Source organism: Rhodococcus sp. NPDC056506, assembly GCF_042794945.1.
GTDB lineage: Bacteria > Actinomycetota > Actinomycetes > Mycobacteriales > Mycobacteriaceae > Rhodococcus_F.
Window position 1 is genome coordinate 37,491 of record NZ_JBHTSW010000007.1, and the last position, 20,066, is coordinate 57,556.

The window sequence follows — 20,066 nt, forward strand, 5'->3', positions numbered from 1 at the left end:
CTCAGATAGTCGAGCCGTTACCGGTGAGCCCGGCCTGCTCGAGCGCCAACACGTACTCCTCGACGTTCTTCCATCTGCCAGGCGTCGAGGGCAACGGCGATCCCAGTCGATCGTGCTCGGCGACGTTCGCGTACTCGGCGGACGCACGATCGATGTCTTCGAGAAGTTCGCGAGCAAGTTCGATCTCTGCTCGGAAGTAACGCTCCGACCAGCGCAACGTCATGACCGGGAACGACCAGGCCGGCTCGTTCTCGGCATGATCTGCGTGGAGCTTCGCGCGTCGAATCTGCTCTTCGACGTTGGCGATGTGGGCTTCCACCAGCGCCTTCAGTCGCTCGGGCTCGTTGAGATGCCCCATCCACAGACGCAGCATCACGCCGTGCTTGAGCACCGGAACCTCCACTGGAGCTTCGCGTGACCACGTCCGGACGGCGTCGGTTCCTGATTGGGTGATCGAGTAGAGGCGCTTGCCACGTACACCCGGCTCGGAGACGACCCGGGACTCCACGAACCCGATGCTTTCGAGCTTCTTCAGCTCTGCGTAGACCTGGCTGATGGACGGGCTCCAATAGAAGAAGCCGACGCTCCAGTCAGCCCATTTCTTCAGATCGTTTCCGGTCAGTTCCTCCCCGAACGTGAGCATTCCGAGCACTGCCCAGCTGGTAGCGGGAAGTCCTCGGGACACGTCATCAGGTTCGGACATGCCCGAAGTCTAACAATCACTGGTGATTTGCTGGTTTCGTAGAATCCGAACGGACCGCTGAGCGGGATCAAATTTGTGTGAGACCGCTTGACCTGGCACTCGGGGGTCCGGATCCGGGCAGAGACGGCATTACTGCCATTGAGTGGGACTGCCGCTGGATTACCGCCGCGACGCCACACATCGTTGCTTCTGAAGTTGTTTGCAGAGTTCGAACAAGGAGACGACATGTCCGTGGAAAACGCCGAGCCGCCAGTTCTGGACGGGCGCACACTTCGTAACGTGATGAGCAATTTCTGCACCGGCGTCACCGTCATCACCGCTCACGACGGAGATTCGCCACTGGGCTTCACCTGCCAGTCCCTGGTCTCGGTATCGCTCGATCCCCCGCTGCTCTCGTTCTGCCCGGCGAAGACGTCGACGAGTTGGCCGAAGCTTCGTGAATCCGGAACTCTCTGCATCAACGTTCTCGCCCACGATCAGCAGGACATGTGTTCCGCCTTCGCGCGCGGCGGAACCGACAAGTTCCTCGGCATCGAGTGGGATGCCGCCGGCAACGGTGCTCCGGCGCTCAGCGGCGCGCTGGCCCGCATCGAGGCAACCGTCGAGCAAGAGCACGACGCCGGTGATCACACCATCGTCGTCGCACGCATCACCGATCTGAACGTGCTGCGCCATGACGGTCCGCTTCTGTTCTATCGCGGTGGATTCGGACGCTTCGACGCCTGAGTTTCTTGTGCCCGTCCCGCTGCGTGGGAGATTGCGGCGCCGAATCGAGACAGCACCGATAGCGTCCGAAGTAGTTGTCAGACCCTGAACTTCTCGACTGATCGGACTAACTCGATGACCACTCTCGAACCAAACACCACGGCCGCGATCACGGCGACGGTAACCACCTACCTCGACGCCGTGGCTCGCGGATCGTCAGCGGACATCGCCGCCCTCTACGCCGAGAACGCAACGCTCGAAGACCCGGTCGGCAGCGAACCCCGCGTCGGCAAGGCTGCGATCACCGAGTTCTACGGCGCTCTCGAGGGCGGTTCGCAAGAGACGGAACTGCTTACCCTGCGGGTGAGCGGATCCAGCGCGGCCTTCCACTTCCGCGTCGTCACGCCGGTGGGCGATCAGGTCTACGAGGTCGAACCCATCGACGTCATGACTTTCGATGCGGACGCGAAGATCACGAGCATGCGCGCCTTCTGGTCACCGGCCGATCTGATTGCACGCTGATGCGGCAGGTCAGTTGCCGCAACTGCGGAAATCGTGTCCTGGTCGAGAAGTACAGCGACGCGCACACCAGCGTTCAATGGCTCGAAGAGTCGCAGGAAGTGTGCCCGGAGCTGGGGCGCGCGAACAGCCGTGCCAACGCTCAGCGGACGTGTGGCGCTCTGCGTCAGACGATCAACGACCTTGCCGACGCCGGCGAGCTCGAGATGAGCCTTCGCAGTTACCCGGTGCCGGGCAAGCTGTCCTGAACGCTTCCGCGTAGCACTTCGGCAAACATGCGCGCCGATTCCAAGTCGTCGGCGTTCGGCCGCCCCTTCCGGATGCCGCCGACGAGTTTGAACGGCAGATACGTATCCCACGCACGCGACGAGAAGGCTGCGACCACATCGAAGCCCTTCTGTTCGAGGAGCTGAACCAGTGGGCGGGAGAAGCGGTGAATCCCCTTGTCGGGAAAACCACTGGTGGCGAAGACAAATGCCTTGGATCGGCGTTCTTCGGGGAGCGACTCGATGAACGAACGCAGGTCTTCGTGATACGAACGCAGGTAGATCCCGGATCCGAAGCCCACGAGGTCGTAGTCGGCGAGCTCCGCGGCGTCGATGTCGCCGGGTTCGACCACGCGAGCATCGAGAACTTCGCCGATGACGTCGGCGATCCGCCGCGTATTGCCGTGGGAGACAGAGGTACACACGATGATCGTCTTCATCGACTGCCTTCATTGGTCGTGGACATGTGCATCTTCTCCCATAGGTTTGTCACGCAACTCCACCAAGGATATGGGCAGGACTGCGCTCGACTTCCCTTTGGTGAGGAAAGATACCCGTCATGTCAGCACGATTGAAGGGGCGAAAACGCGCAGTCAACTCGTTGCTCGTCGACGTCGAACGATGGGCCGGTGAGCACGACGGCGTCAAAGCTGTAGCGCTGGTCGGGTCGTACGCGCGCGGTGCGGAGTGTATGGCGAGTGATCTCGATCTGATGATCCTGGCCGAAAACCCGGAGGCACTGGCCGATGAAGACTGGTTCGTGCAGATCCGTCCCGACGCGCGTTTCATCCGAGCAGCGAACTGGGGACCGGTCCGAGAGCGACGCTTCCGTCTGGGGTCCGGTCTTCTCGTCGAACTGAATTTCGCGACCGAAAGCTGGGCGGACGTTCCGCTAGACGGGGGCACGAGGCGCGTTCTCGAAGACGGTCACCGAATTTTGTACGACACGGGGCCACTTCGTGTCGCTGCGAGTGCTGTAGGAATTGATCGATGAGCACTGCGTCGGTCTTCGAAACCTTGGCCGCCGAAGTATCCGCGTTGCGCGGCTCGCCTCTCGTCGCGATCGACGGCGTCGACGGGAGCGGGAAGACGACCTTCGCGAAAAACCTCGCGGCACAGCTGAATGCACGCCCCGTCATCGTGATTCACGTCGACGACTTCCTCAATCCGTCGGAGATTCGTCATCGTCGAGGGCGACAATCACCGGAAGGGTTCTGGCTCGACAGCTACGACTACGACGCCCTCGAGCGGCATGTTCTCGACCCACTGACACCGGGAGGGAGCCGCCAGTACCGACAACGACGGGACAGCGACGCATACCTCGTTGCAGCCGATGGAGCGATCGTCCTCGTCGAAGGCCTGTTCCTGCATCGTGACGAACTTGCTTCCCGATGGGACTACTCGATCTTCCTCGACGTGCCCTTCGGGATCACCGCGCAGCGTATGAACCTTCGCGACGGAACAAATGCAGATCCGGAACATCCGTCGATGAACAGATATGTCGGCGGCCAACGACTTTACTTCGCCGCTGCGAAGCCCTGGACCCGAGCCGACTGCATCATCGACAACGCCGACCCGCGCCTGCCGCGCATCCCCTCCTAGGATCGCACTCCAGTTCTCGAGCGACACTCGTATTTCACCTCTGCCCTGCCTGGGAATTCTCCCGAACGGTCGCGATAAGTCCGATTTTGCGGTTCTATGGACACGCATGCTCGTTCGTCAGATTCACGATCGCCCAAGGTGATCGTGAGGATGTGAAGGAAGTGCCACAGTGGTCGAACACATCGGCAGCAGTGCCGAAGACGCTCTGCTTCGCGGCGGCCGCTTCTTCACTCCAGGCGAGTTCTCCGCCGACCTCAGAACCGTGAATCGTCGAGGAGGTCGCGACGGCGACATCTTCTACCGGGATCGTTGGAGCCACGACAAGGTGGTGCGGTCGACGCATGGAGTCAACTGCACCGGATCATGTTCGTGGAAAATCTACGTCAAGGACGGGATCATCACCTGGGAGACCCAGGAGACCGACTATCCGACTGTGGGGCCCGACCGGCCCGAATACGAACCGCGCGGCTGTCCACGCGGAGCAGCCTTTTCCTGGTACACCTACTCCCCCACCCGCGTCCGGTATCCGTACGCGCGTGGCGTGCTCGTCGAGATGTACCGCGAAGCGCGAGCCCGACTCGGCGATCCGGTGGATGCGTGGGCCGATATTCAAGCCGATCCCCAGCGTCGCCGAAAGTACCAGCAGGCCAGGGGGAAAGGTGGTCTGGTGCGGGTGACGTGGGCGGAAGCCACCGAAATGATCGCGGCTGCACACGTGCACACCATCAAGGAATACGGCCCCGACCGCGTTGCGGGCTTCTCCCCCATTCCGGCGATGTCCATGGTGTCGTTCGCTGCCGGATCGAGGTTCATCGAACTTCTCGGTGGCGTGATGACGTCCTTCTACGACTGGTACGCGGACTTGCCGGTCGCGTCGCCCCAGGTCTTCGGCGATCAGACCGACGTGCCGGAGTCCGGGGACTGGTGGGACGCGTCCTATCTGATGATGTGGGGGTCGAACGTGCCGGTGACACGCACACCGGATGCTCACTGGATGGCCGAAGTTCGCTACCGCGGAACCAAAGTCGTCTCGATCAGCCCTGACTACGCGGACAACACCAAGTTCGCGGACGAGTGGATGCCATGCGCCGCCGGAACCGACGGCGCGATGGCAATGGCAATGGGACACGTCATCCTCTCTGATTTCTTCGTCGAGAAAAGCGAACCGTTCTTCGTCGACTACGTGCGACAGTTCACCGACCTGCCGTTCCTCGTCACCATCGAGGAACGCGACGGGCGGCTGGTCGCGGGAAAGAATCTGACGGCCGCAGATCTTGGCGAATCGAGCGAGAACGCTGCGTTCAAGCCGGTTCTCGTCGACAGTGCCACCGACTCCGTGGTCGTACCCAACGGCTCTCTCGGCTTTCGATACGGCGACGAAGGTGTCGGGAAGTGGAACCTCGATCTCGGTGACGTCGAGCCGGCGCTGACTGTCGCATCCGATGGAGGCGAAACCGCAGAAATCCATCTTCCTCGCTTCGATACCCCAGATGGCCACGGTGAGGCCATGACTCGGGGTGTCCCGGTGCGTCGCGTCGGGGATCGTCTGGTGTGCACTGTCTTCGATCTCTTGCTCGCGCAGTATGGGGTACGACGCGACGGCCTTCCTGGCCGCTGGCCTACCGGCTTCGCCGACGTGAGGGCTCCGTACACCCCAGCTTGGCAGGAATCGATCACCGGTGTCAGTGCGTCGCAGGTGATTCGAATTGCGCGTGAATTCGCCACCAACGCCGTCGACTCGGGTGGTCGTTCGATGATCATCATGGGTGCCGGGATCTGTCAGTGGTTCCACGGCGACGCGACGTATCGAGCAGTTCTCAGCTTGCTGATACTCACCGGATCGATGGGGCGAAACGGCGGTGGATGGGCGCACTACGTCGGGCAGGAAAAGTGCCGCCCCGTCACCGGTTGGACAACGGTCGCGATGGGCACTGATTGGCTCAGACCGCCTCGCCAGATGGCAGGCACCTCCTACTGGTACGTCCACACCGACCAATGGCGATACGACGGCTATCAAGCCGACGCCTTGTCCAGCCCCACCGGTCGCGGCAACTTTCGCGACCGCCACACCATGGACGTGCTGACCTCGGCCGTGTCGATGGGATGGACGCCGTTCTACCCTCAGTTCGATCGCTCCAGTCTCGATCTCGCCGACGAAGCAGACACACACGAACGTGATGTCGTCGAACACGTCACAAGCCAATTAGCTTCGGGAGAACTGAATTTCGCGGTCACCGATCCAGACAACCCCAAGAACTGGCCCCGCGTTCTGAGCGTATGGCGAGCGAACCTTCTGGGCTCGTCGAGCAAGGGTAACGAATACTTCCTTCGGCACCTCCTCGGTACGGACTCGAATCTGCAGGCGGAGCCGACACCGGAAGAATTGCGCCCCGGTGAAGTGAGGTGGAGCGACGACATCCCCGAGGGCAAACTCGATCTGCTCATGTCGATCGACTTCCGAATGACGTCCACCACGCTGCTTTCGGATGTCGTTCTGCCGGCCGCCACCTGGTACGAGAAGGCCGACCTGTCGAGCACGGACATGCACCCCTTCATTCATGCTTTCACCCCCGCCATCGACCCGCCTTGGGAAACACGTTCCGACTTCGACGCTTTCGGCTCCATTGCCAAGACATTCAGTGTCCTGGCGCGCAAGCACCTCGGGAAGCGTCGAGATGTCGTGATGGGAACACTTCAACACGACACACCTGGTGCAATGGCCTACCGCGCAGGCAGAGAACATGATTGGCGGGCTCGCGGCGAGAGACCCGTGCCGGGAAAGACCATGGGCCCCCTCGTGGTGGTCGAACGAGACTACCCAGCCGTCGCAGAACAATGGGCCGCGTTGGGTCCACTCGTCGAAAAAGCCGGGCTCACCACCAAGGGCGTCACGACGCATCCAAAACGTGAAGTAGAAGAGTTGGCCGCCAAACATGGGGTCTTCGATTCGGGAGTTGCCGCCGGTCGACCGGCGCTCGACACCGCAGAGAAGATGGCCGAGACAATTCTCGCGTTGTCCGGCACCTCCAACGGAAGATTGGCCGTCGAAGGGTTCGCCCAGCTGGAAAAGCGAACCGGCCGACCGCTGACCCATCTGGCAGCCGGTAGCGAAGAACGCCGGATCACGTTCGCCGACACTCAAGCTCGCCCTGTTCCGGTCATCACCAGTCCGGAATGGTCCGGGAGCGAAACCGGTGGTCGCCGATACGCGCCTTTCACCGTCAACATCGAAGAACTCAAACCCTTCCACACCCTGACCGGTCGAATGCACTTCTACCTCGATCACGACTGGATCGAGGAGTTGGGTGAGCAGCTACCGATCTATCGGCCACCGCTCGACATGGCAAGCCTCTTCGGCGAGCCTGCGCTCGGCGATCGGAACGGTGGAATCGGTTTGAGCGTCCGATATCTGACCCCTCACTCGAAGTGGTCGATCCACTCCGAGTATCAGGACAACCTGTTCATGCTCTCGCTCTCGCGTGGCGGCCCGACCATGTGGATGAGCCCAGGTGACGCTGCCAAAATCGCGGTGTCGGACAACGACTGGGTCGAAGCAGTCAATCGCAACGGCGTGGTCGTGTGTCGTGCGATCGTCTCGCACCGGATGCCGGACGGGGTGGTGTACGTCTATCACGCTCAGGAACGGACTATCGACGTTCCGCTCACCGAGACAACGGGAAAGCGCGGCGGAATCCACAATTCGCTGACCAGACTGCTGATCAAACCTTCCCACCTCGCCGGTGGTTACGCGCAGACGTCATTTGCTTTCAACTACCTGGGCCCGACCGGAAATCAACGTGACGAAGTGACGGTCGTGCGACGTCGCTCGCAGGAGGTGACGTACTGATGCGAGTCATGGCGCAGCTGGCGATGGTGATGAATCTGGACAAGTGCATTGGCTGTCACACCTGTTCGGTGACGTGTAAGCAGGCGTGGACCAACCGATCCGGCACAGAGTACGTGTGGTTCAACAACGTGGAAACACGACCAGGACAGGGTTATCCGCGAACCTACGAGGATCAGGAAAAGTGGAACGGCGGTTGGGTCCGCGACAAGAACGGCCGACTCCGACTGCGCGACGGCGGCCGATTGAAAAAGCTCTCACGCATCTTTGCTAATCCGAAGATGCCGTCCATCGAAGACTATTACGAGCCCTGGACGTACGACTACGAAAATCTTACGCAAGCGCCCTTGGGTGATCACATGCCGGTGGCAGCACCACGAAGCCTGATCAGCGGCAAACCGATGAAAGTGGAGTGGTCGGCGAACTGGGACGACGATCTGGCCGGGTCGCCCGAAATCGTGCCGAACGACCCCGTGCTGAAGAAGATCAACGAGGAGGTCAAACTCCAACTCGAAGACACCTTCATGTTCTATCTCCCGCGAATCTGTGAGCATTGCCTGAATCCGTCGTGTGTCGCATCCTGCCCGTCGGGGGCGATGTACAAGAGAACCGAAGACGGGATCGTTCTCGTCGATCAGGACAAGTGCCGAGGCTGGCGAATGTGTGTCTCCGGATGTCCTTACAAGAAAGTCTATTTCAACCACAAGACTGGCAAAGCCGAAAAATGCACGTTCTGCTACCCACGCGTCGAAGTCGGATTGCCGACCGTGTGCGCGGAGACCTGCGTCGGCCGTCTGCGGTACATCGGCCTCATCTTCTACGACGTCGACAAGGTGCTCGCGGCGGCGACCGTACCCGACGAGAAGGATCTGTACGAAGCTCAACTCGATGTCCTCCTGGATCCGAACGATCCAGACGTCGTCGAAGGCGCTCGTGCAGAGGGAATCTCGGACGAGTGGATCGAGGCGGCGCAGAAATCGCCCATCCACGCGCTGATCAAGGACTATCGTGTCGCGCTACCGCTGCATCCCGAGTTTCGCACCATGCCGATGGTTTGGTACGTCCCACCCCTGTCACCCGTGGTCGATGCCGTGAGCCGCGACGGTCACGACGGTGAGGACGTCGGCAACCTGTTCGGTGCTCTCGACTCGTTGCGGATTCCGATCGAATACCTGGCCGGACTGTTCACGGCCGGCGATACCGGCATCGTCGACGGAGTTCTGCGACGACTGGCCGCGATGCGTTCGTACATGCGCGACATCAACCTCGGACGTGAACCGCAGCCTCATATTCCCGAGGCCGTGGGAATGACGGAGGAAGGCATCTACGAGATGTACCGGCTACTGGCATTGGCCAAATACGAGGAGCGCTACATCATTCCCACTGCCTACGCGGCCGACGGACACAAGCTCGAGGAGACGGCAACCGAGTGCGCTCTGGACTTCGACGGCGGGCCGGGTATGCACGAATCCGGACCGTTCGGGGAGGCCAGCGGTGGCCCGGTCCCAGTGGCAGTCGAGACTTTTCACGCGTTGCGGGAGCGTCAGACCACGGAGGAATTGTCCGCCAACTCCGCTGACCCGTCCCGGGTCAATCTCCTGAACTGGGACGGCAAGGGCAAACCCACCGGACTCTTTCCCGATCGAGGTGGGCGGTGATGATCGGATTCGGCCGAAGCAATCGCGGAAGCGGTCGCCGCGGCGCCGTCGCGCAACACCGACTGGTGTGGCATGCCGCCGGCCTGTTGTTGGCCTACCCCGACGCCGGACAGAACGAGCGACTGGACGTCGTCGAGGACATCCTCGGCCATCTACCGCCGAGTTCTCGAGATCAACTCGCCCAGACCTGTCGCTTTCTCCGTGACTGCGACGAATACGTCGCGGCCACACAATACGTTGAGACGTTCGATCTCCGTCGGCGCAGCACTCTCTACCTGACGTACTGGACTGCGGGCGATACCCGGAACCGAGGGCGCGAGATCTTGTCATTCGCCGACGCGTACCGTGCGGCCGGAGTCGAGCCGCCGAAGAGCGAATCGGCAGACCACCTGACCGTTGTACTCGAGTTCGCCGCACGAATCGATCCCGAAGCCGGATCGAAACTGCTGTCAGCGCATCGAGTTCCCCTGGAAACAATCTGGTCTGCATTGACCGACTCGAACTCACCATATGCTTCGGTTCTCGCGGCAGTGTGCGGAACCCTGCCATCCGTGTCTGATCAGGACGTGCTTCGGGCCCAGCATCTCGCGGCGTCAGGCCCGCCGGCCGAAGCGGTCGGCCTCGAACTTTTCACCTTGACCGTCCCACCCCGCCGTGAAGGAGTGACGTGAGATGTCTGCCGGTGAAATCTATTGGGACGTAGTTCCGTACGTGGTCTTGGCGATCTTCGTGATCGGTACGTGGTGGCGCTATCGCTACGACAAGTTCGGTTGGACTACACGATCATCCCAATTGTACGAACACCGATTGCTGCGCATCGGCAGTCCACTGTTCCATTTCGGGATCCTGGTCGTGATTGTCGGGCACTTCATCGGGTTGGTGATACCGCAGTCGTGGACCGACGCGATCGGTATGAGCGAGCACGTTTATCACCTGCAAGCCCTCGTACTGGGCTCGGTTGCAGGTGTTTCCACATTGGTCGGCGCCGGGATTCTCGTGTACCGCAGGCGTACCCGCGGACCGGTCTTCATGGCAACTACGTGGAACGACAAATTGATGTACGTGGTGCTGATCGCCGCAATCGTCGCCGGTCTGGCGACCACAGTGCTCGGCTCCGGCGCATTCGGCGAGGAAACCAACTACCGCACAACCGTTTCGCCGTGGTTTCGTTCGATCTGGATCCTGCAGCCCCGCGGTGACCTGATGGCACAGGCATCTCTCGATTTCCACATCCACGTCTCGATTGCGATGGTGCTGTTCGCATTGTGGCCGTTCACGCGCCTGGTACATGTCTTCAGTGCACCGGTCGCGTACCTGTTTCGGCCGTACATCGTCTACCGCAGTCGCGACGACGCTCGTAAGAACGAACTGGTCGGCTCACGTCCCCACCGTCGGGGTTGGTGAACTCACCGCCCGCAGTCGTCGCACCGAAGCAATCAGCATGACTGTGCATAGCACTACCGCCGGCCACACCAACACTTCGCCTACCGGCTTCAACCAGGAAACCGACGCCGTCGCCGCGACAGTCAGCGACGCGGCCGACGTCATGCCCATCGGAAACGCGGTCGACCAGCGCCTGACATCGTATTCGATTCGCGGCCAGACTAATTCGCAGACAAGCAACACGGCGTAACAACCGAGCACGATGACCATGAGCACTACGCTCACCCTTTGACAGAAATGATGCAGCCCTTGCGGCCAACCCACCGCCTGCGCTGCTGCAGACAGCTTTCCCGCCGCTAGCGTCGAAATCGCCAGCGCCCCACCGAATACCCAATGATCACCGGCACCGACGCGGAGTTGGTTGAAAGAGAACCTGACGAGTACCAAGACGTAGAACGCCAGACCGAGCACAAAAGCAGCAGCGGACGGGATCGCGATCCAGTGCGCTGTGGTTGACGCCGCGAGCGTTGCTCCCAACACAGCCAGGCCCTGTGTGGCCACGCAGAGCAGAAAATGGACGCCGACGGTCGGCGAAGTCCAGTGTCGAATGACCGCAGGTATGAGTACGACCCAGGCAAGCAAAGCGATCACGAGAGCGGCGTATCCGACCGGGCTCCAGTCGAGCAGAACAAATCGCGTACCGAGGACGGTTGTCGCCGCTACGCCCGTGAGCGCCGGTGGTGTGTCCGCCTCGTCGATCCAACGTGCTCGTTCGTCGACCAACCTCGACGTGAACACGACGACAAGAACGAGCCAGATTGCCATCCCGATCACCAGCCATGCCAGCGAAAAGGTTTCGAGTCCTGTCAGGTGCAGCGCCACCGACACGATTCCAGAGGACATCGCGGCCGCACCGGCACCCGGAGGGATGACCTCGAGCGTGCGGCCGGCTGTCGATCTCGCGCGGTGATCGCCGGGCACACATCCATGATGCGTGACGACCGGACTGGCCGCGGTGATTTCGGCCCCCGAATTCCGATCTGTTTGTGGCCGCACGATCAGAGACGGCTGGCCTCGCGCCGACTGGAACGCGATCGAGGGGGGAGATCGTCCCAACACGCACGCGACCTACGAAGAGCTCAAAGCTGAGATTGGGTTTAAGCTTCGAAATCGTACTCGCCCGCAACAATTTTTCATCCCACTCGCCGTTTCAGCGAATTGCGTTTCAGTGAATTGAATGGGTGATCACGATGACCGAAAGCTCGTTGGAAGCAGATGTCGACGGTGTCGAACAGGCCGTCCATACGGGGGTGCTTCCAGGGTGGGATCAGGTCGAGACCGATGTCGTGGATGCGTACGAAAGATACCGGTCGCGAACATCGGGCGTCGTTGCCGACTACATACCTGCGTTGGCGGCAGCCGACCCGGAATTGTTCGGAATTTCGGTCGCGGAAGTCGGCGGTGCCGTCCATGTGGCCGGAGAGGCGGACGCCGAATTCTCGATCCAGTCGATCTCGAAAGCCTTCGTCTATGCGATGGTGTGTGAGGAGCTCGGCCATCGTCTTGTGCGAGAGCGAGTGGGTGTCAACAACACTGGGCTGTCGTTCAATTCTGTCATTGCGATCGAACTGAACGACGGTCACCCGATGAACCCGATGGTCAACGCAGGTGCGCTCGCCACGACCGCACTCGTCCCAGGAGCCACACCTGCGGAGCAGTGGGAACGGATCCGCACCGGGCTCTCCCGATTCGCTGGACGCGAACTCGCGCTCGACGGGGAGGTCTATCACTCCGAGATGCTCACCAACCAGCGCAACCAAGCCATCGCCCGATTACTCGAGAGCTACGGCCGCATCGATCTCGATCCTCTCGACGTGGTGGACACCTATACGCGGCAGTGCTCTCTGAAAGTGAGCGCTCGCGATATCGCGATCATGGGAGCGACATTGGCTGACGGCGGAGTCAATCCTGTGACGGGTGATCACGTCGTCTCGCCGCAAGTGTGTCGGGACACTCTTTCCGTGTTGGCAGCAACCGGAATGTACGAGCGTTCGGGCGAATGGCTCTTCGAGATCGGACTCCCTGCCAAATCGGGGGTGTCCGGCGGAATCGTGGCGATCGCACCGGGGAAAGGCGCGATCGGCACCTTCTCACCGCGTCTGGACTCTGCCGGAAACAGCATTCGTGGGCAGCGCGCTACCGCGTACCTCTCGCGGACCCTGGGACTGAACCTGTTCGCCTCTGCCGCCCACCGCACCGACGAGGGAGATTCTCATGACAACTGACCGAACTGCACCCTCGACCGACGAAGACCAGCAATCTTGGCTACCCATGGTCGGACTTTTCTTCGCCCAGATTCTGATGTCCTTCAACGTCGCCGCGCTTCCCGTCTCGCTCGGCGGCATGGTCGAAGACTTCGGCGTCGCTCCCACCGTCGCTAGCACCACGATCGTTGTCTACGGCCTAGCCGTAGCCGCGTTGGTGATGGTCGGTGCGAAACTCGGTCAACGGGTTGGATGGGTCCTGATCTTCCGCTTCGTCGTCGCCACTTTCGGCTGCTCGGCCCTGATGATGATCCTCGCGCCGTCGATCGGATGGGCCATTGCAGGTCAAGCCGTGGCCGGCGCGTCGGCCGCGATCATTGTGCCGTCACTCGTCGCATTGATCGCCGAAAACTACCGAGGGGCACAACAAGCCACTGCTATCGGATCGTTGGGCTCGGCACGGGCAGTATCTGGATTGAGTGCATTCTTCATCGGAGGCGCCCTCGGCACACTGGTCGGATGGCGTCCGGTTTTCGGTATCGTCCTCGCCCTCGCAGTCGTAGTCTTCGCGCTCAGCTTCACCCTTCGCTCCGATCGCGGGCACGCCGGTATCAAGATCGACCTCGTCGCGGCAGCCCTCATCGGTGCCGGCGTCGTCTTGCTCACTCTGGGCTTCAACAACCTCAACGGATGGGGAGTCTTCTTCGCGTCCGCGGACGCCCCGTTCGACCTACTCGGACTCTCGCCTGCTCCGCTATTCATCCTCGTCGGAGTGGTGCTCGGACAAGCATTCTTCACCTGGACTCGACGCAGAATCCGTGAGGGAAAAGTGCCCCTCGTCGATCTCTCGGTACTGGGAAGCTCACGCGAGCGCGCTGCGGTATATGCAATGTTCATCGTCGTAGCACTCGAGGCTGCGCTGAACTTCACTGTGCCCCTGTATATCCAGATCGTACAGGGCCGAACACCATTCGACACCGCACTCGCAATGATGCCGTTCAATCTGACCGTCTTCGTCACCGCGACACTCGTTGTCCGCTTCTACAAGCGATACAGCCCCCGCACCATCGGAGTCTTCTCGTTCACGCTCACCACTGTCGCACTTGTCTGGCTTGCCTACGTCGTCACGAATAACTGGGAAACCGTTCCGACTATCGCCGGCCTGATCGTGTTCGGTATCGGTCAAGGCGCGCTGGTCACCCTCGTGTTCAACGTCCTCGTCACCGCTGCGCCCAAAGAACTGGCCGGAGATGTCGGGTCCATTCGCGGCACAACTCAGAATCTCGCATCCGCGGTCGGCACAGCTTTGGCAGGAGCACTTCTCGTCACGATCTTGAGCTTCAGTGTCGGTCAAGCTGTCGTCAGCAATGTCGACCTACCCGAATCCCTCATCGCGCAAGTCGATCTCGACAACGTCAACTTCGTCGGCAACGACCAACTTCGTGAACTCCTCGAGGACACCGATGCAACGGCCGAGCAAATCGACGCCGCCGTCGCCGTCAACGAAGACGCCCGACTCGGAACCCTCAAATTGGGCCTCCTCATCCTCGCCGCCATCAGCGCAACGGCGATCATCCCTGCCACCCGCCTTCCCAACTACCGCCCACACGAGATCCCAGACCCGTCGGACGGAGAAGCGGTCGGTGTGAAGCTGTAGCGGGAGACTCATTCTCCAGGGCCGTTGACCACAACCGTTCTCGATCACCGGGAAGGTGCCTTCAACGCACGATCTTTCGGCAATAGTTTTGTGACATGGACGATATTGTCGACGTACTTGTCATCGGTTCGGGCGCTGCCGGATCGGCCGCAGCGCTCCAAGCGCACGCCGACGACGCATCGATCGTGATTCTGGAAAAGAGCGGACCCGATTCCGCGGGCGGCAACACTCGATTGTCCGGCAGTGGATGGTTCGTCAACCAGGACCCCGCTGCCGCCCGAACCTTCCTGCGTTCGTTGAACGGGGAGTTCCCCGTTGCCGACGACGTCATCGATGCCTGGGCCGAGAACACTCACGGGCTGTCCGACTGGCTCCGCAGTCTGGGTGCAACTGTAGCGATGACCGGCGATTTCCATTCCACGGCGGAGTACGGCGAACTCGACGGAAGTTCCTGTTACGCAGGAATGGACACCATCGACGGGAAGATGGGCAATGAACTTCTCTACCGGTTCCTCGTCTCCGCTCTCGCGGAACGCGGCATCACAACTCTTTTCGACACCGAAGCCACCAGACTCCTGACAGATGAATCCGGAGCGGTGACCGGAGTCGAGATCCGTTCGGGTGAACTAACTTCGCAGATCCAGGCGCGCCGGGGTGTCGTCCTTGCCACCGGAGGATTCGAAGCAAATCCGACGATGGTGCGCGACTACCTGCGTCTGGAGAATCCGAAGATCTGGGGCTCACCATCGGCTACCGGCGACGGTCACCGCATGGCGCAAGCGGTAGGCGCAGATCTGTGGCACATGAACAACATGATGACCATTACGGGAATCCCCGGTGATCCCGAGAATCCGACGGGTTTCTTCCTGGCACTGTGGAATGCCCACAACTATGTGTTCCTCAGCCGGGAAGGTCGACGCTTCACCGACGAGTCGGCCGAAATGCGGCACGGTCATGTGTTCAGAGAAGGTTCGTACCAACACTTTCCAGTGCAACCGATGAACATCGTCTTCGACGAGACGATGAGGTTGGCTGGACAACTGAGCCCCGGTCGCGACGCACTGCCCGTCGGCCACAGAGTTCTCGACGAAGGGTACGAGTGGAGCGCGGACAATCAAGCTGAGATCGACAAGGGATGGATCGTCAAGGCAGACACGCTCACCGAACTCGCCGGGAAGCTCGGACTGGACCCAACCGTCGTGGAAACGAACGTGCGACGCTACAACGAGACGTGCGCGGACGGCGTAGACCATTCGTTCGGTCGCAATCCCGAGACGTTGGCCCCGGTGGCCACGGCTCCGTTCTACGCCGTCGCCGCACCGCCACTGCTGGGTTGGAGTAACGGCGGACCGCGCCGCGACGGTCATTCCCGCGTTCTCGATACTGCCGGCAACCCGATTCCAGGACTGTATGCGGCGGGCGCCGTCAGTTCCACGTACAGCGCGGCGAAGGACGGTGGATTCCATATCGCCGATGCCTTGGCGTTCGGCCGCGTTGCCGGCGCCCATGCTGCCGCGCGCCACGCTTGATATCACCGGCCTTTCGGCTGACTAGCTACGCACAATCACGTGGCTGGTCAGTTGTGGTCGGTCGTCGCGCAAATGAATTCTGCCGCCATATCTCGATGATGATACAAAAATCGGACATCATGAGATTTCGAGACAAATACCTGCATTTTTGCCAATTTGAGACAAATGCAGGCTGAGCCCACTCTCAGCCTTCTGTGGGTCGGAGCTGCGTGCCAGAACACTGTTTCCTACCCATACTGACGCCTCGGGACCCGTGATCGTTACTCGTCTGAAAACATCCGATCCGAGTGCCTTTGCGAGGTAGGTGCATTCCCGGTGTCTTCGTCTGGGTCGGACTCCGAACATCGCTGCAGCGTCGCCATCGAGCATGGTTTGAATGCGACCGACTATTCGTCGACGCTGCGGTCGCTCCACATTTCCTGATTTGCCGTGGAGATCGCGTGCACCTGTTTCAGGGCGACGTCTTACTATTTTGCGTCGGGCGCGGCTAATGCTCGTCACTACTCGATGATAATCGAATATGAAATTTTATCGGATTTCACCGATCGGTGTACCCAAATTTCCCAATAACAAACTCAATATTGCATTTTCTTTGCGTCGACTTATCTAATTCTTTGGGTTTGAAATATTTCGATGGAACCAAATATTTCTGCTTGGCCAATCCGCAACCGTATCGGCGCCGAATGCCTTCCGACACTCATTGTAGATATGGAAGGTTGAATATTATGATCAACTACCGCAAATCACTCGTCGCGGTGGCTGCCGCAGCGTTGGTGCTCACTCCCTTGGCGGCGTGTTCATCGAACGACGACTCCGGGACATCGACGTCGTCGAGTTCTTCGGCTGCAACGACGACGCAACCGGCGCCGGCCGCCGAGGTCGACAACCTGACCGGTGTGAGCACGGCCGTCAAACTCGATGCAGGTTTCACCGGAGCTCTCACGACCCTCGGTTTGACTCCAGGTGTCGTGGGATCGGCCACCCTGGCAGATGGCTCGATCAGCTTCCCCATCACCGGCGGAAACGTGAAGTACTGGACGCCTGGCACCGTGGACCCCTACGTGCAGGGAAAGATTTTGCACGACGGTAGCGGTCTTTCGTTGACCGCTGGCGCCACCACAGTCGAATTGACCAACTTCGACATCGATCCGGGTACGTCGATCCTCAAGGGCGATGTGTTGGTCAACGGCGCTCCGGCGGCGAGTGGCGCTGTTCTGTTCGACCTCAACGGTCGGACATTGAAGCCGCTGCAAACAGGTCCGAACGATACCGCGATCCTGCAGGGTACCGAGGTGAAGATTTCCTCTGACGCTGCGGCCTTGTTGAACAAGACCTTCAATACCGATGCGGTGACACCGGGGTTGCTGGTCGGTATCGCCACCATCACGATCGCAACGAAGTAATCCGATGAGTTTCGTAACTGCGAAGGTCAAGGGATTATTCAATTCCTTCGCGCCTTTGCGGTTGCGGCCTCGGAGTTCCGTCCGAGGTCCGTGGCTGACCTCGGTATTCGGTGCCGTCTTGCTGATCGGTCTGCCGATCGTGATCATCACCGGGTTGTTGTCTTTCATCGCGTATGGTCCCCAATTCGGGCAGGCAATGCCCAGTGATGTCGGTTGGCTGCGCCTGCCGTATTTTCAGTGGCCGACGCGGCCGTCCTGGCTTTACCGACTCACTCAGGGCCTGCATGTGGGCCTCGGGTTGATTCTCGTACCTATTGTTTTGGCAAAGCTGTGGTCGGTGATACCGAAGCTGTTCGTATTCCCGCCAGTTCGTACGCCGGCTCAGGCGCTCGAACGGTTGTCGCTTATCGCGTTGGTCGGTGGAATTCTCTTCGAAATCATCACCGGTGTGTTGAACATCCAGTACGACTACATTTTCGGGTTCAGCTTCTACACCGCACATTATTGGGGTGCGTGGGTGTTCATCGCCGGCTTCCTCACCCACGTCGTCATCAAGATCCCGACGATGGTTCGGTCCCTGCGTCGGCGCTCGTTCCGCACGGAAATGCGTACCTCTCTGGCCGACACTCGACCGGAAGACGACGACGAAACTGGTTTGGTGGCAGAGGAACCCGCTCCGGCGACCATCAGCCGCCGGGGAGTGCTCGCGTTGGTCGGCGGTGGCGCTCTGTTGGTGGGGGTGCTGTCGGTGGGACAAACGGTGGGCGGATTTCTGCGACCGGCAGCTCTGCTGCTACCGCGTGGACGCTCGTACGGGACGGGGCCGAACGATTTTCAGATCAACAGGACGGCATCCGCCGCGCAGATCACTGACGATCAGACCGGTGATCGTTGGAGATTGACAGTGAGCGGGAGCGGTCCGCCCGTGGAGTTCAGCCGCACCGCGTTGTTGGCGATGTCCCAGCACAGTGCGCAGCTTCCCATCGCGTGTGTGGAGGGATGGTCGACGACCGAGGACTGGAGTGGGGTGCGCCTGCGCGATCTCGCCGTGATTGCTGGTGTGCCGCAGCCCGACTCGGCTCTCGTGTCCTCGCTCGAACGCAATGGCCCGTTCAGCACGGCAACGCTGCAAGGGAACCAGGCCACCGATCCCGACGCGCTGCTCGCTCTTCGAGTCAACGGGGTCGATCTCTCGCTCGATCACGGCTATCCCGCCAGGATCATCGTTCCGGCTCTGCCCGGGGTGCACAACACCAAATGGGTGCAGTCCATCGCGTTCAGGGGGGCGTGAGATGAAAAGATTCATCCGATTTTACGGCGCGAACCCGCTTCATCTACTGGCAGTGCTGTTGTGCTTCGCACTCGTCGGGTACGCGGTCATGGTCACCGGTCCGGACGCGTTCTGGAACACCGAAGTGTGGTGGCAGTCGATCGCAGTGTGGTTCGTCGGCGCACTCATCGCTCATGACTTCATCTTGTTTCCACTCTATGCACTCGCAGACAGATCACTCTCGGCTGGGATCGACGCACTGCGAGGCCGGCGCGTTACGCGGCCGACGTCGGTGCCTGCGATCAACTACATCCGGGTCCCGTGCCTGGGGACGGCTTTGACGTTCGTCCTGTTCTTTCCCGGAATCATCAAGCAAGGCAGCGCAACTTACGTAGCCGCCACAGGATTGACGCAGGAGCCGTTTCTTGCGCGTTGGTTGCTTCTCTCAGCAGCGATGTTCGCAGCAAGTGCACTTGCGTATTCCGCCCGACTTGCCATTGAGAGCCTTCGAAGCACGAAAGCAGGTACACCATGACACGGACAATCACATCAGCCGTAGACCCGGTGTCGACAGATGTCGTGTTTCAACGCGCAGGCAAGGGGCTCCCGTGCTGGATGACAAGCGACTCCGGCATCCGCCGAGAGGCACCGCTCGAACGCTGGATGGGCGACACACGCACAACACCGGCTGACCGACACGCAGATGACATCATGCTGGCACACTGCACCGGCCCCACTCTCGATCTCGGTTGCGGCCCAGGCAGACTCACTGCAACTTTGACAGCGCGGGGGGTCAACGCTCTGGGCGTGGACACTTCCGAGACCGCAGTGGCGATGACCATCAGCCGCGGAGCACATGCGGTCAACCGAAACATCTTCGATCCGTTACCGCTCGTGGGGCATTGGGCGCACGTGCTGTTGGCCGACGGAAACATCGGCATCGACGGAGATCCACTACGGGTACTGCGCCGGGCGGCGACACTCCTCGCAACGGGCGGCGTCGTCATTGCCGAAGTGGAACCGCCGGCCGCCGCACATGGCATTCGGGTCGGAAAGATGAGGTGGGAAACCGACGTTCTACAAGGACATTGGTTCAGTTGGGCCACCGTCGGATTGGAAGCCGTCCCCGCGATCGCTACCGACGCGGGACTGCGAGTTGCTCGCACGGTGGAGGTAGGCCATCGATGTTTTGTCTGGCTCACAGCATCGAGTCCGCAGTGATTCAGACGGACGGCACACGCAACTTTCTCCTGCGCGATTTCA

The 20,066-nt window shown here is 60.7% G+C and carries 19 protein-coding genes; 16 read left to right on the top strand and 3 right to left on the bottom strand.

What is annotated here, in order from left to right; translation table 11 throughout:
* Position 1: 1 nt before the first annotated feature.
* The gene (locus ACFQ6H_RS09010; RefSeq protein ID WP_378448547.1) at positions 2-703 is read right to left on the bottom strand and encodes a PadR family transcriptional regulator; all 702 of its coding nucleotides are present in this window, start codon (positions 701-703) and stop codon (positions 2-4) included.
* A 225-nt stretch (positions 704-928) separates the two neighbouring features.
* Between ACFQ6H_RS09010 and ACFQ6H_RS09015 the strand changes: the two genes are divergently transcribed.
* From ACFQ6H_RS09015 to ACFQ6H_RS09025, 3 genes are all read left to right on the top strand, one after another.
* On the top strand, positions 929-1,429 hold the full coding sequence (locus ACFQ6H_RS09015; protein ID WP_283305931.1) for a flavin reductase family protein: 501 nt from the start codon (positions 929-931) through the stop codon (positions 1,427-1,429).
* A 114-nt stretch (positions 1,430-1,543) separates the two neighbouring features.
* Positions 1,544-1,930 (top strand): nuclear transport factor 2 family protein, encoded by a 387-nt coding sequence (locus ACFQ6H_RS09020; RefSeq protein WP_378645544.1) that lies wholly within the window; start codon positions 1,544-1,546, stop codon positions 1,928-1,930.
* A complete protein-coding gene (locus tag ACFQ6H_RS09025; RefSeq protein ID WP_317552662.1) occupies positions 1,930-2,175 on the top strand; it encodes a hypothetical protein in 246 nt (81 codons plus the stop codon). Before ACFQ6H_RS09020 ends, ACFQ6H_RS09025 begins: the two co-directional genes overlap by 1 nt.
* Here the strand turns inward: ACFQ6H_RS09025 and ACFQ6H_RS09030 are convergent.
* Complete coding sequence (locus ACFQ6H_RS09030) at positions 2,148-2,633, bottom strand: flavodoxin family protein (RefSeq protein WP_378645547.1); 486 nt, start codon at positions 2,631-2,633, stop codon at positions 2,148-2,150. The two genes, ACFQ6H_RS09025 and ACFQ6H_RS09030, sit on opposite strands and share 28 nt — an antisense overlap.
* Positions 2,634-2,752: 119 nt before the next feature.
* Between ACFQ6H_RS09030 and ACFQ6H_RS09035 the strand changes: the two genes are divergently transcribed.
* The 6 genes from ACFQ6H_RS09035 to narI all read left to right on the top strand — a co-directional run bounded on the left by ACFQ6H_RS09035 (position 2,753) and on the right by narI (position 10,701).
* Positions 2,753-3,187, top strand: coding sequence for a nucleotidyltransferase domain-containing protein (locus ACFQ6H_RS09035; RefSeq protein ID WP_378645550.1), 435 nt, complete (start codon positions 2,753-2,755; stop codon positions 3,185-3,187).
* A complete protein-coding gene (locus ACFQ6H_RS09040) occupies positions 3,184-3,795 on the top strand; it encodes a uridine kinase (RefSeq protein ID WP_378645553.1) in 612 nt (203 codons plus the stop codon). Before ACFQ6H_RS09035 ends, ACFQ6H_RS09040 begins: the two co-directional genes overlap by 4 nt.
* A 169-nt stretch (positions 3,796-3,964) precedes the next feature.
* Complete coding sequence (locus ACFQ6H_RS09045) at positions 3,965-7,642, top strand: nitrate reductase subunit alpha (protein WP_378645556.1); 3,678 nt, start codon at positions 3,965-3,967, stop codon at positions 7,640-7,642.
* Positions 7,642-9,297, top strand: a complete 1,656-nt coding sequence (gene narH / locus ACFQ6H_RS09050) for a nitrate reductase subunit beta (RefSeq protein ID WP_378645558.1) — start codon at positions 7,642-7,644, stop codon at positions 9,295-9,297. The genes ACFQ6H_RS09045 and narH overlap by 1 nt, the downstream gene beginning before the upstream one ends.
* On the top strand, positions 9,297-9,968 hold the full coding sequence (narJ, locus tag ACFQ6H_RS09055; protein ID WP_378645561.1) for a nitrate reductase molybdenum cofactor assembly chaperone: 672 nt from the start codon (positions 9,297-9,299) through the stop codon (positions 9,966-9,968). The genes narH and narJ overlap by 1 nt, the downstream gene beginning before the upstream one ends.
* A gap of 1 nt (position 9,969) precedes the next feature.
* Positions 9,970-10,701, top strand: coding sequence for a respiratory nitrate reductase subunit gamma (gene narI, locus ACFQ6H_RS09060; protein ID WP_378645564.1), 732 nt, complete (start codon positions 9,970-9,972; stop codon positions 10,699-10,701).
* Here narI and ACFQ6H_RS09065 read toward each other — a convergent pair.
* On the bottom strand, positions 10,675-11,661 hold the full coding sequence (locus ACFQ6H_RS09065; RefSeq protein WP_378645567.1) for a tellurite resistance/C4-dicarboxylate transporter family protein: 987 nt from the start codon (positions 11,659-11,661) through the stop codon (positions 10,675-10,677). The genes narI and ACFQ6H_RS09065 overlap by 27 nt on opposite strands.
* A gap of 269 nt (positions 11,662-11,930) precedes the next feature.
* Here ACFQ6H_RS09065 and glsA point away from each other — a divergent pair, with 269 nt between their 5' ends.
* The 7 genes from glsA (at position 11,931) to ACFQ6H_RS09100 (ending at position 20,024) form a co-directional block, all read left to right on the top strand.
* Complete coding sequence (gene glsA / locus ACFQ6H_RS09070; RefSeq protein ID WP_378645570.1) at positions 11,931-12,965, top strand: glutaminase A; 1,035 nt, start codon at positions 11,931-11,933, stop codon at positions 12,963-12,965.
* Complete coding sequence (locus ACFQ6H_RS09075; RefSeq protein WP_378645573.1) at positions 12,955-14,601, top strand: MFS transporter; 1,647 nt, start codon at positions 12,955-12,957, stop codon at positions 14,599-14,601. Before glsA ends, ACFQ6H_RS09075 begins: the two co-directional genes overlap by 11 nt.
* Before the next feature lie 95 nt (positions 14,602-14,696).
* Positions 14,697-16,130: an FAD-dependent oxidoreductase gene (locus ACFQ6H_RS09080; RefSeq protein WP_378645576.1), complete on the top strand. Its 1,434-nt coding sequence runs from the start codon at positions 14,697-14,699 to the stop codon at positions 16,128-16,130.
* A 725-nt stretch (positions 16,131-16,855) separates the two neighbouring features.
* Positions 16,856-17,533, top strand: coding sequence for a hypothetical protein (locus ACFQ6H_RS09085; protein WP_378645579.1), 678 nt, complete (start codon positions 16,856-16,858; stop codon positions 17,531-17,533).
* Between the two features lie 4 nt (positions 17,534-17,537).
* The gene (locus ACFQ6H_RS09090; protein WP_378645582.1) at positions 17,538-18,824 is read left to right on the top strand and encodes a molybdopterin-dependent oxidoreductase; all 1,287 of its coding nucleotides are present in this window, start codon (positions 17,538-17,540) and stop codon (positions 18,822-18,824) included.
* A 1-nt stretch (position 18,825) separates the two neighbouring features.
* Positions 18,826-19,338: a hypothetical protein gene (locus tag ACFQ6H_RS09095; protein WP_378645585.1), complete on the top strand. Its 513-nt coding sequence runs from the start codon at positions 18,826-18,828 to the stop codon at positions 19,336-19,338.
* An 80-nt stretch (positions 19,339-19,418) separates the two neighbouring features.
* Entirely contained in the window at positions 19,419-20,024 is a 606-nt protein-coding gene (locus tag ACFQ6H_RS09100) for a methyltransferase domain-containing protein (protein WP_378645588.1), read from the top strand.
* The last annotated feature ends 42 nt before the right edge of the window (positions 20,025-20,066 follow it).

Bases quoted from the DNA above. Each gene is read 5' to 3' on its own strand.
- ACFQ6H_RS09085 (WP_378645579.1), top strand. From the start codon at position 16,856: ATGATCAACTACCGCAAATCACTCGTCGCGGTGGCTGCCGCAGCGTTG.
- glsA (WP_378645570.1), top strand. From the start codon at position 11,931: ATGACCGAAAGCTCGTTGGAAGCAGATGTCGACGGTGTCGAACAGGCC.
- ACFQ6H_RS09010 (WP_378448547.1), bottom strand. From the start codon at position 703: ATGTCCGAACCTGATGACGTGTCCCGAGGACTTCCCGCTACCAGCTGG.
- ACFQ6H_RS09075 (WP_378645573.1), top strand. From the start codon at position 12,955: ATGACAACTGACCGAACTGCACCCTCGACCGACGAAGACCAGCAATCT.
- ACFQ6H_RS09015 (WP_283305931.1), top strand. From the start codon at position 929: ATGTCCGTGGAAAACGCCGAGCCGCCAGTTCTGGACGGGCGCACACTT.
- ACFQ6H_RS09090 (WP_378645582.1), top strand. From the start codon at position 17,538: ATGAGTTTCGTAACTGCGAAGGTCAAGGGATTATTCAATTCCTTCGCG.
- ACFQ6H_RS09100 (WP_378645588.1), top strand. From the start codon at position 19,419: ATGACAAGCGACTCCGGCATCCGCCGAGAGGCACCGCTCGAACGCTGG.
- ACFQ6H_RS09030 (WP_378645547.1), bottom strand. From the start codon at position 2,633: ATGAAGACGATCATCGTGTGTACCTCTGTCTCCCACGGCAATACGCGG.
- ACFQ6H_RS09020 (WP_378645544.1), top strand. From the start codon at position 1,544: ATGACCACTCTCGAACCAAACACCACGGCCGCGATCACGGCGACGGTA.
- ACFQ6H_RS09080 (WP_378645576.1), top strand. From the start codon at position 14,697: ATGGACGATATTGTCGACGTACTTGTCATCGGTTCGGGCGCTGCCGGA.
- narH (WP_378645558.1), top strand. From the start codon at position 7,642: ATGCGAGTCATGGCGCAGCTGGCGATGGTGATGAATCTGGACAAGTGC.
- ACFQ6H_RS09040 (WP_378645553.1), top strand. From the start codon at position 3,184: ATGAGCACTGCGTCGGTCTTCGAAACCTTGGCCGCCGAAGTATCCGCG.
- ACFQ6H_RS09025 (WP_317552662.1), top strand. From the start codon at position 1,930: ATGCGGCAGGTCAGTTGCCGCAACTGCGGAAATCGTGTCCTGGTCGAG.
- narJ (WP_378645561.1), top strand. From the start codon at position 9,297: ATGATCGGATTCGGCCGAAGCAATCGCGGAAGCGGTCGCCGCGGCGCC.
- ACFQ6H_RS09035 (WP_378645550.1), top strand. From the start codon at position 2,753: ATGTCAGCACGATTGAAGGGGCGAAAACGCGCAGTCAACTCGTTGCTC.
- ACFQ6H_RS09095 (WP_378645585.1), top strand. From the start codon at position 18,826: ATGAAAAGATTCATCCGATTTTACGGCGCGAACCCGCTTCATCTACTG.
- narI (WP_378645564.1), top strand. From the start codon at position 9,970: ATGTCTGCCGGTGAAATCTATTGGGACGTAGTTCCGTACGTGGTCTTG.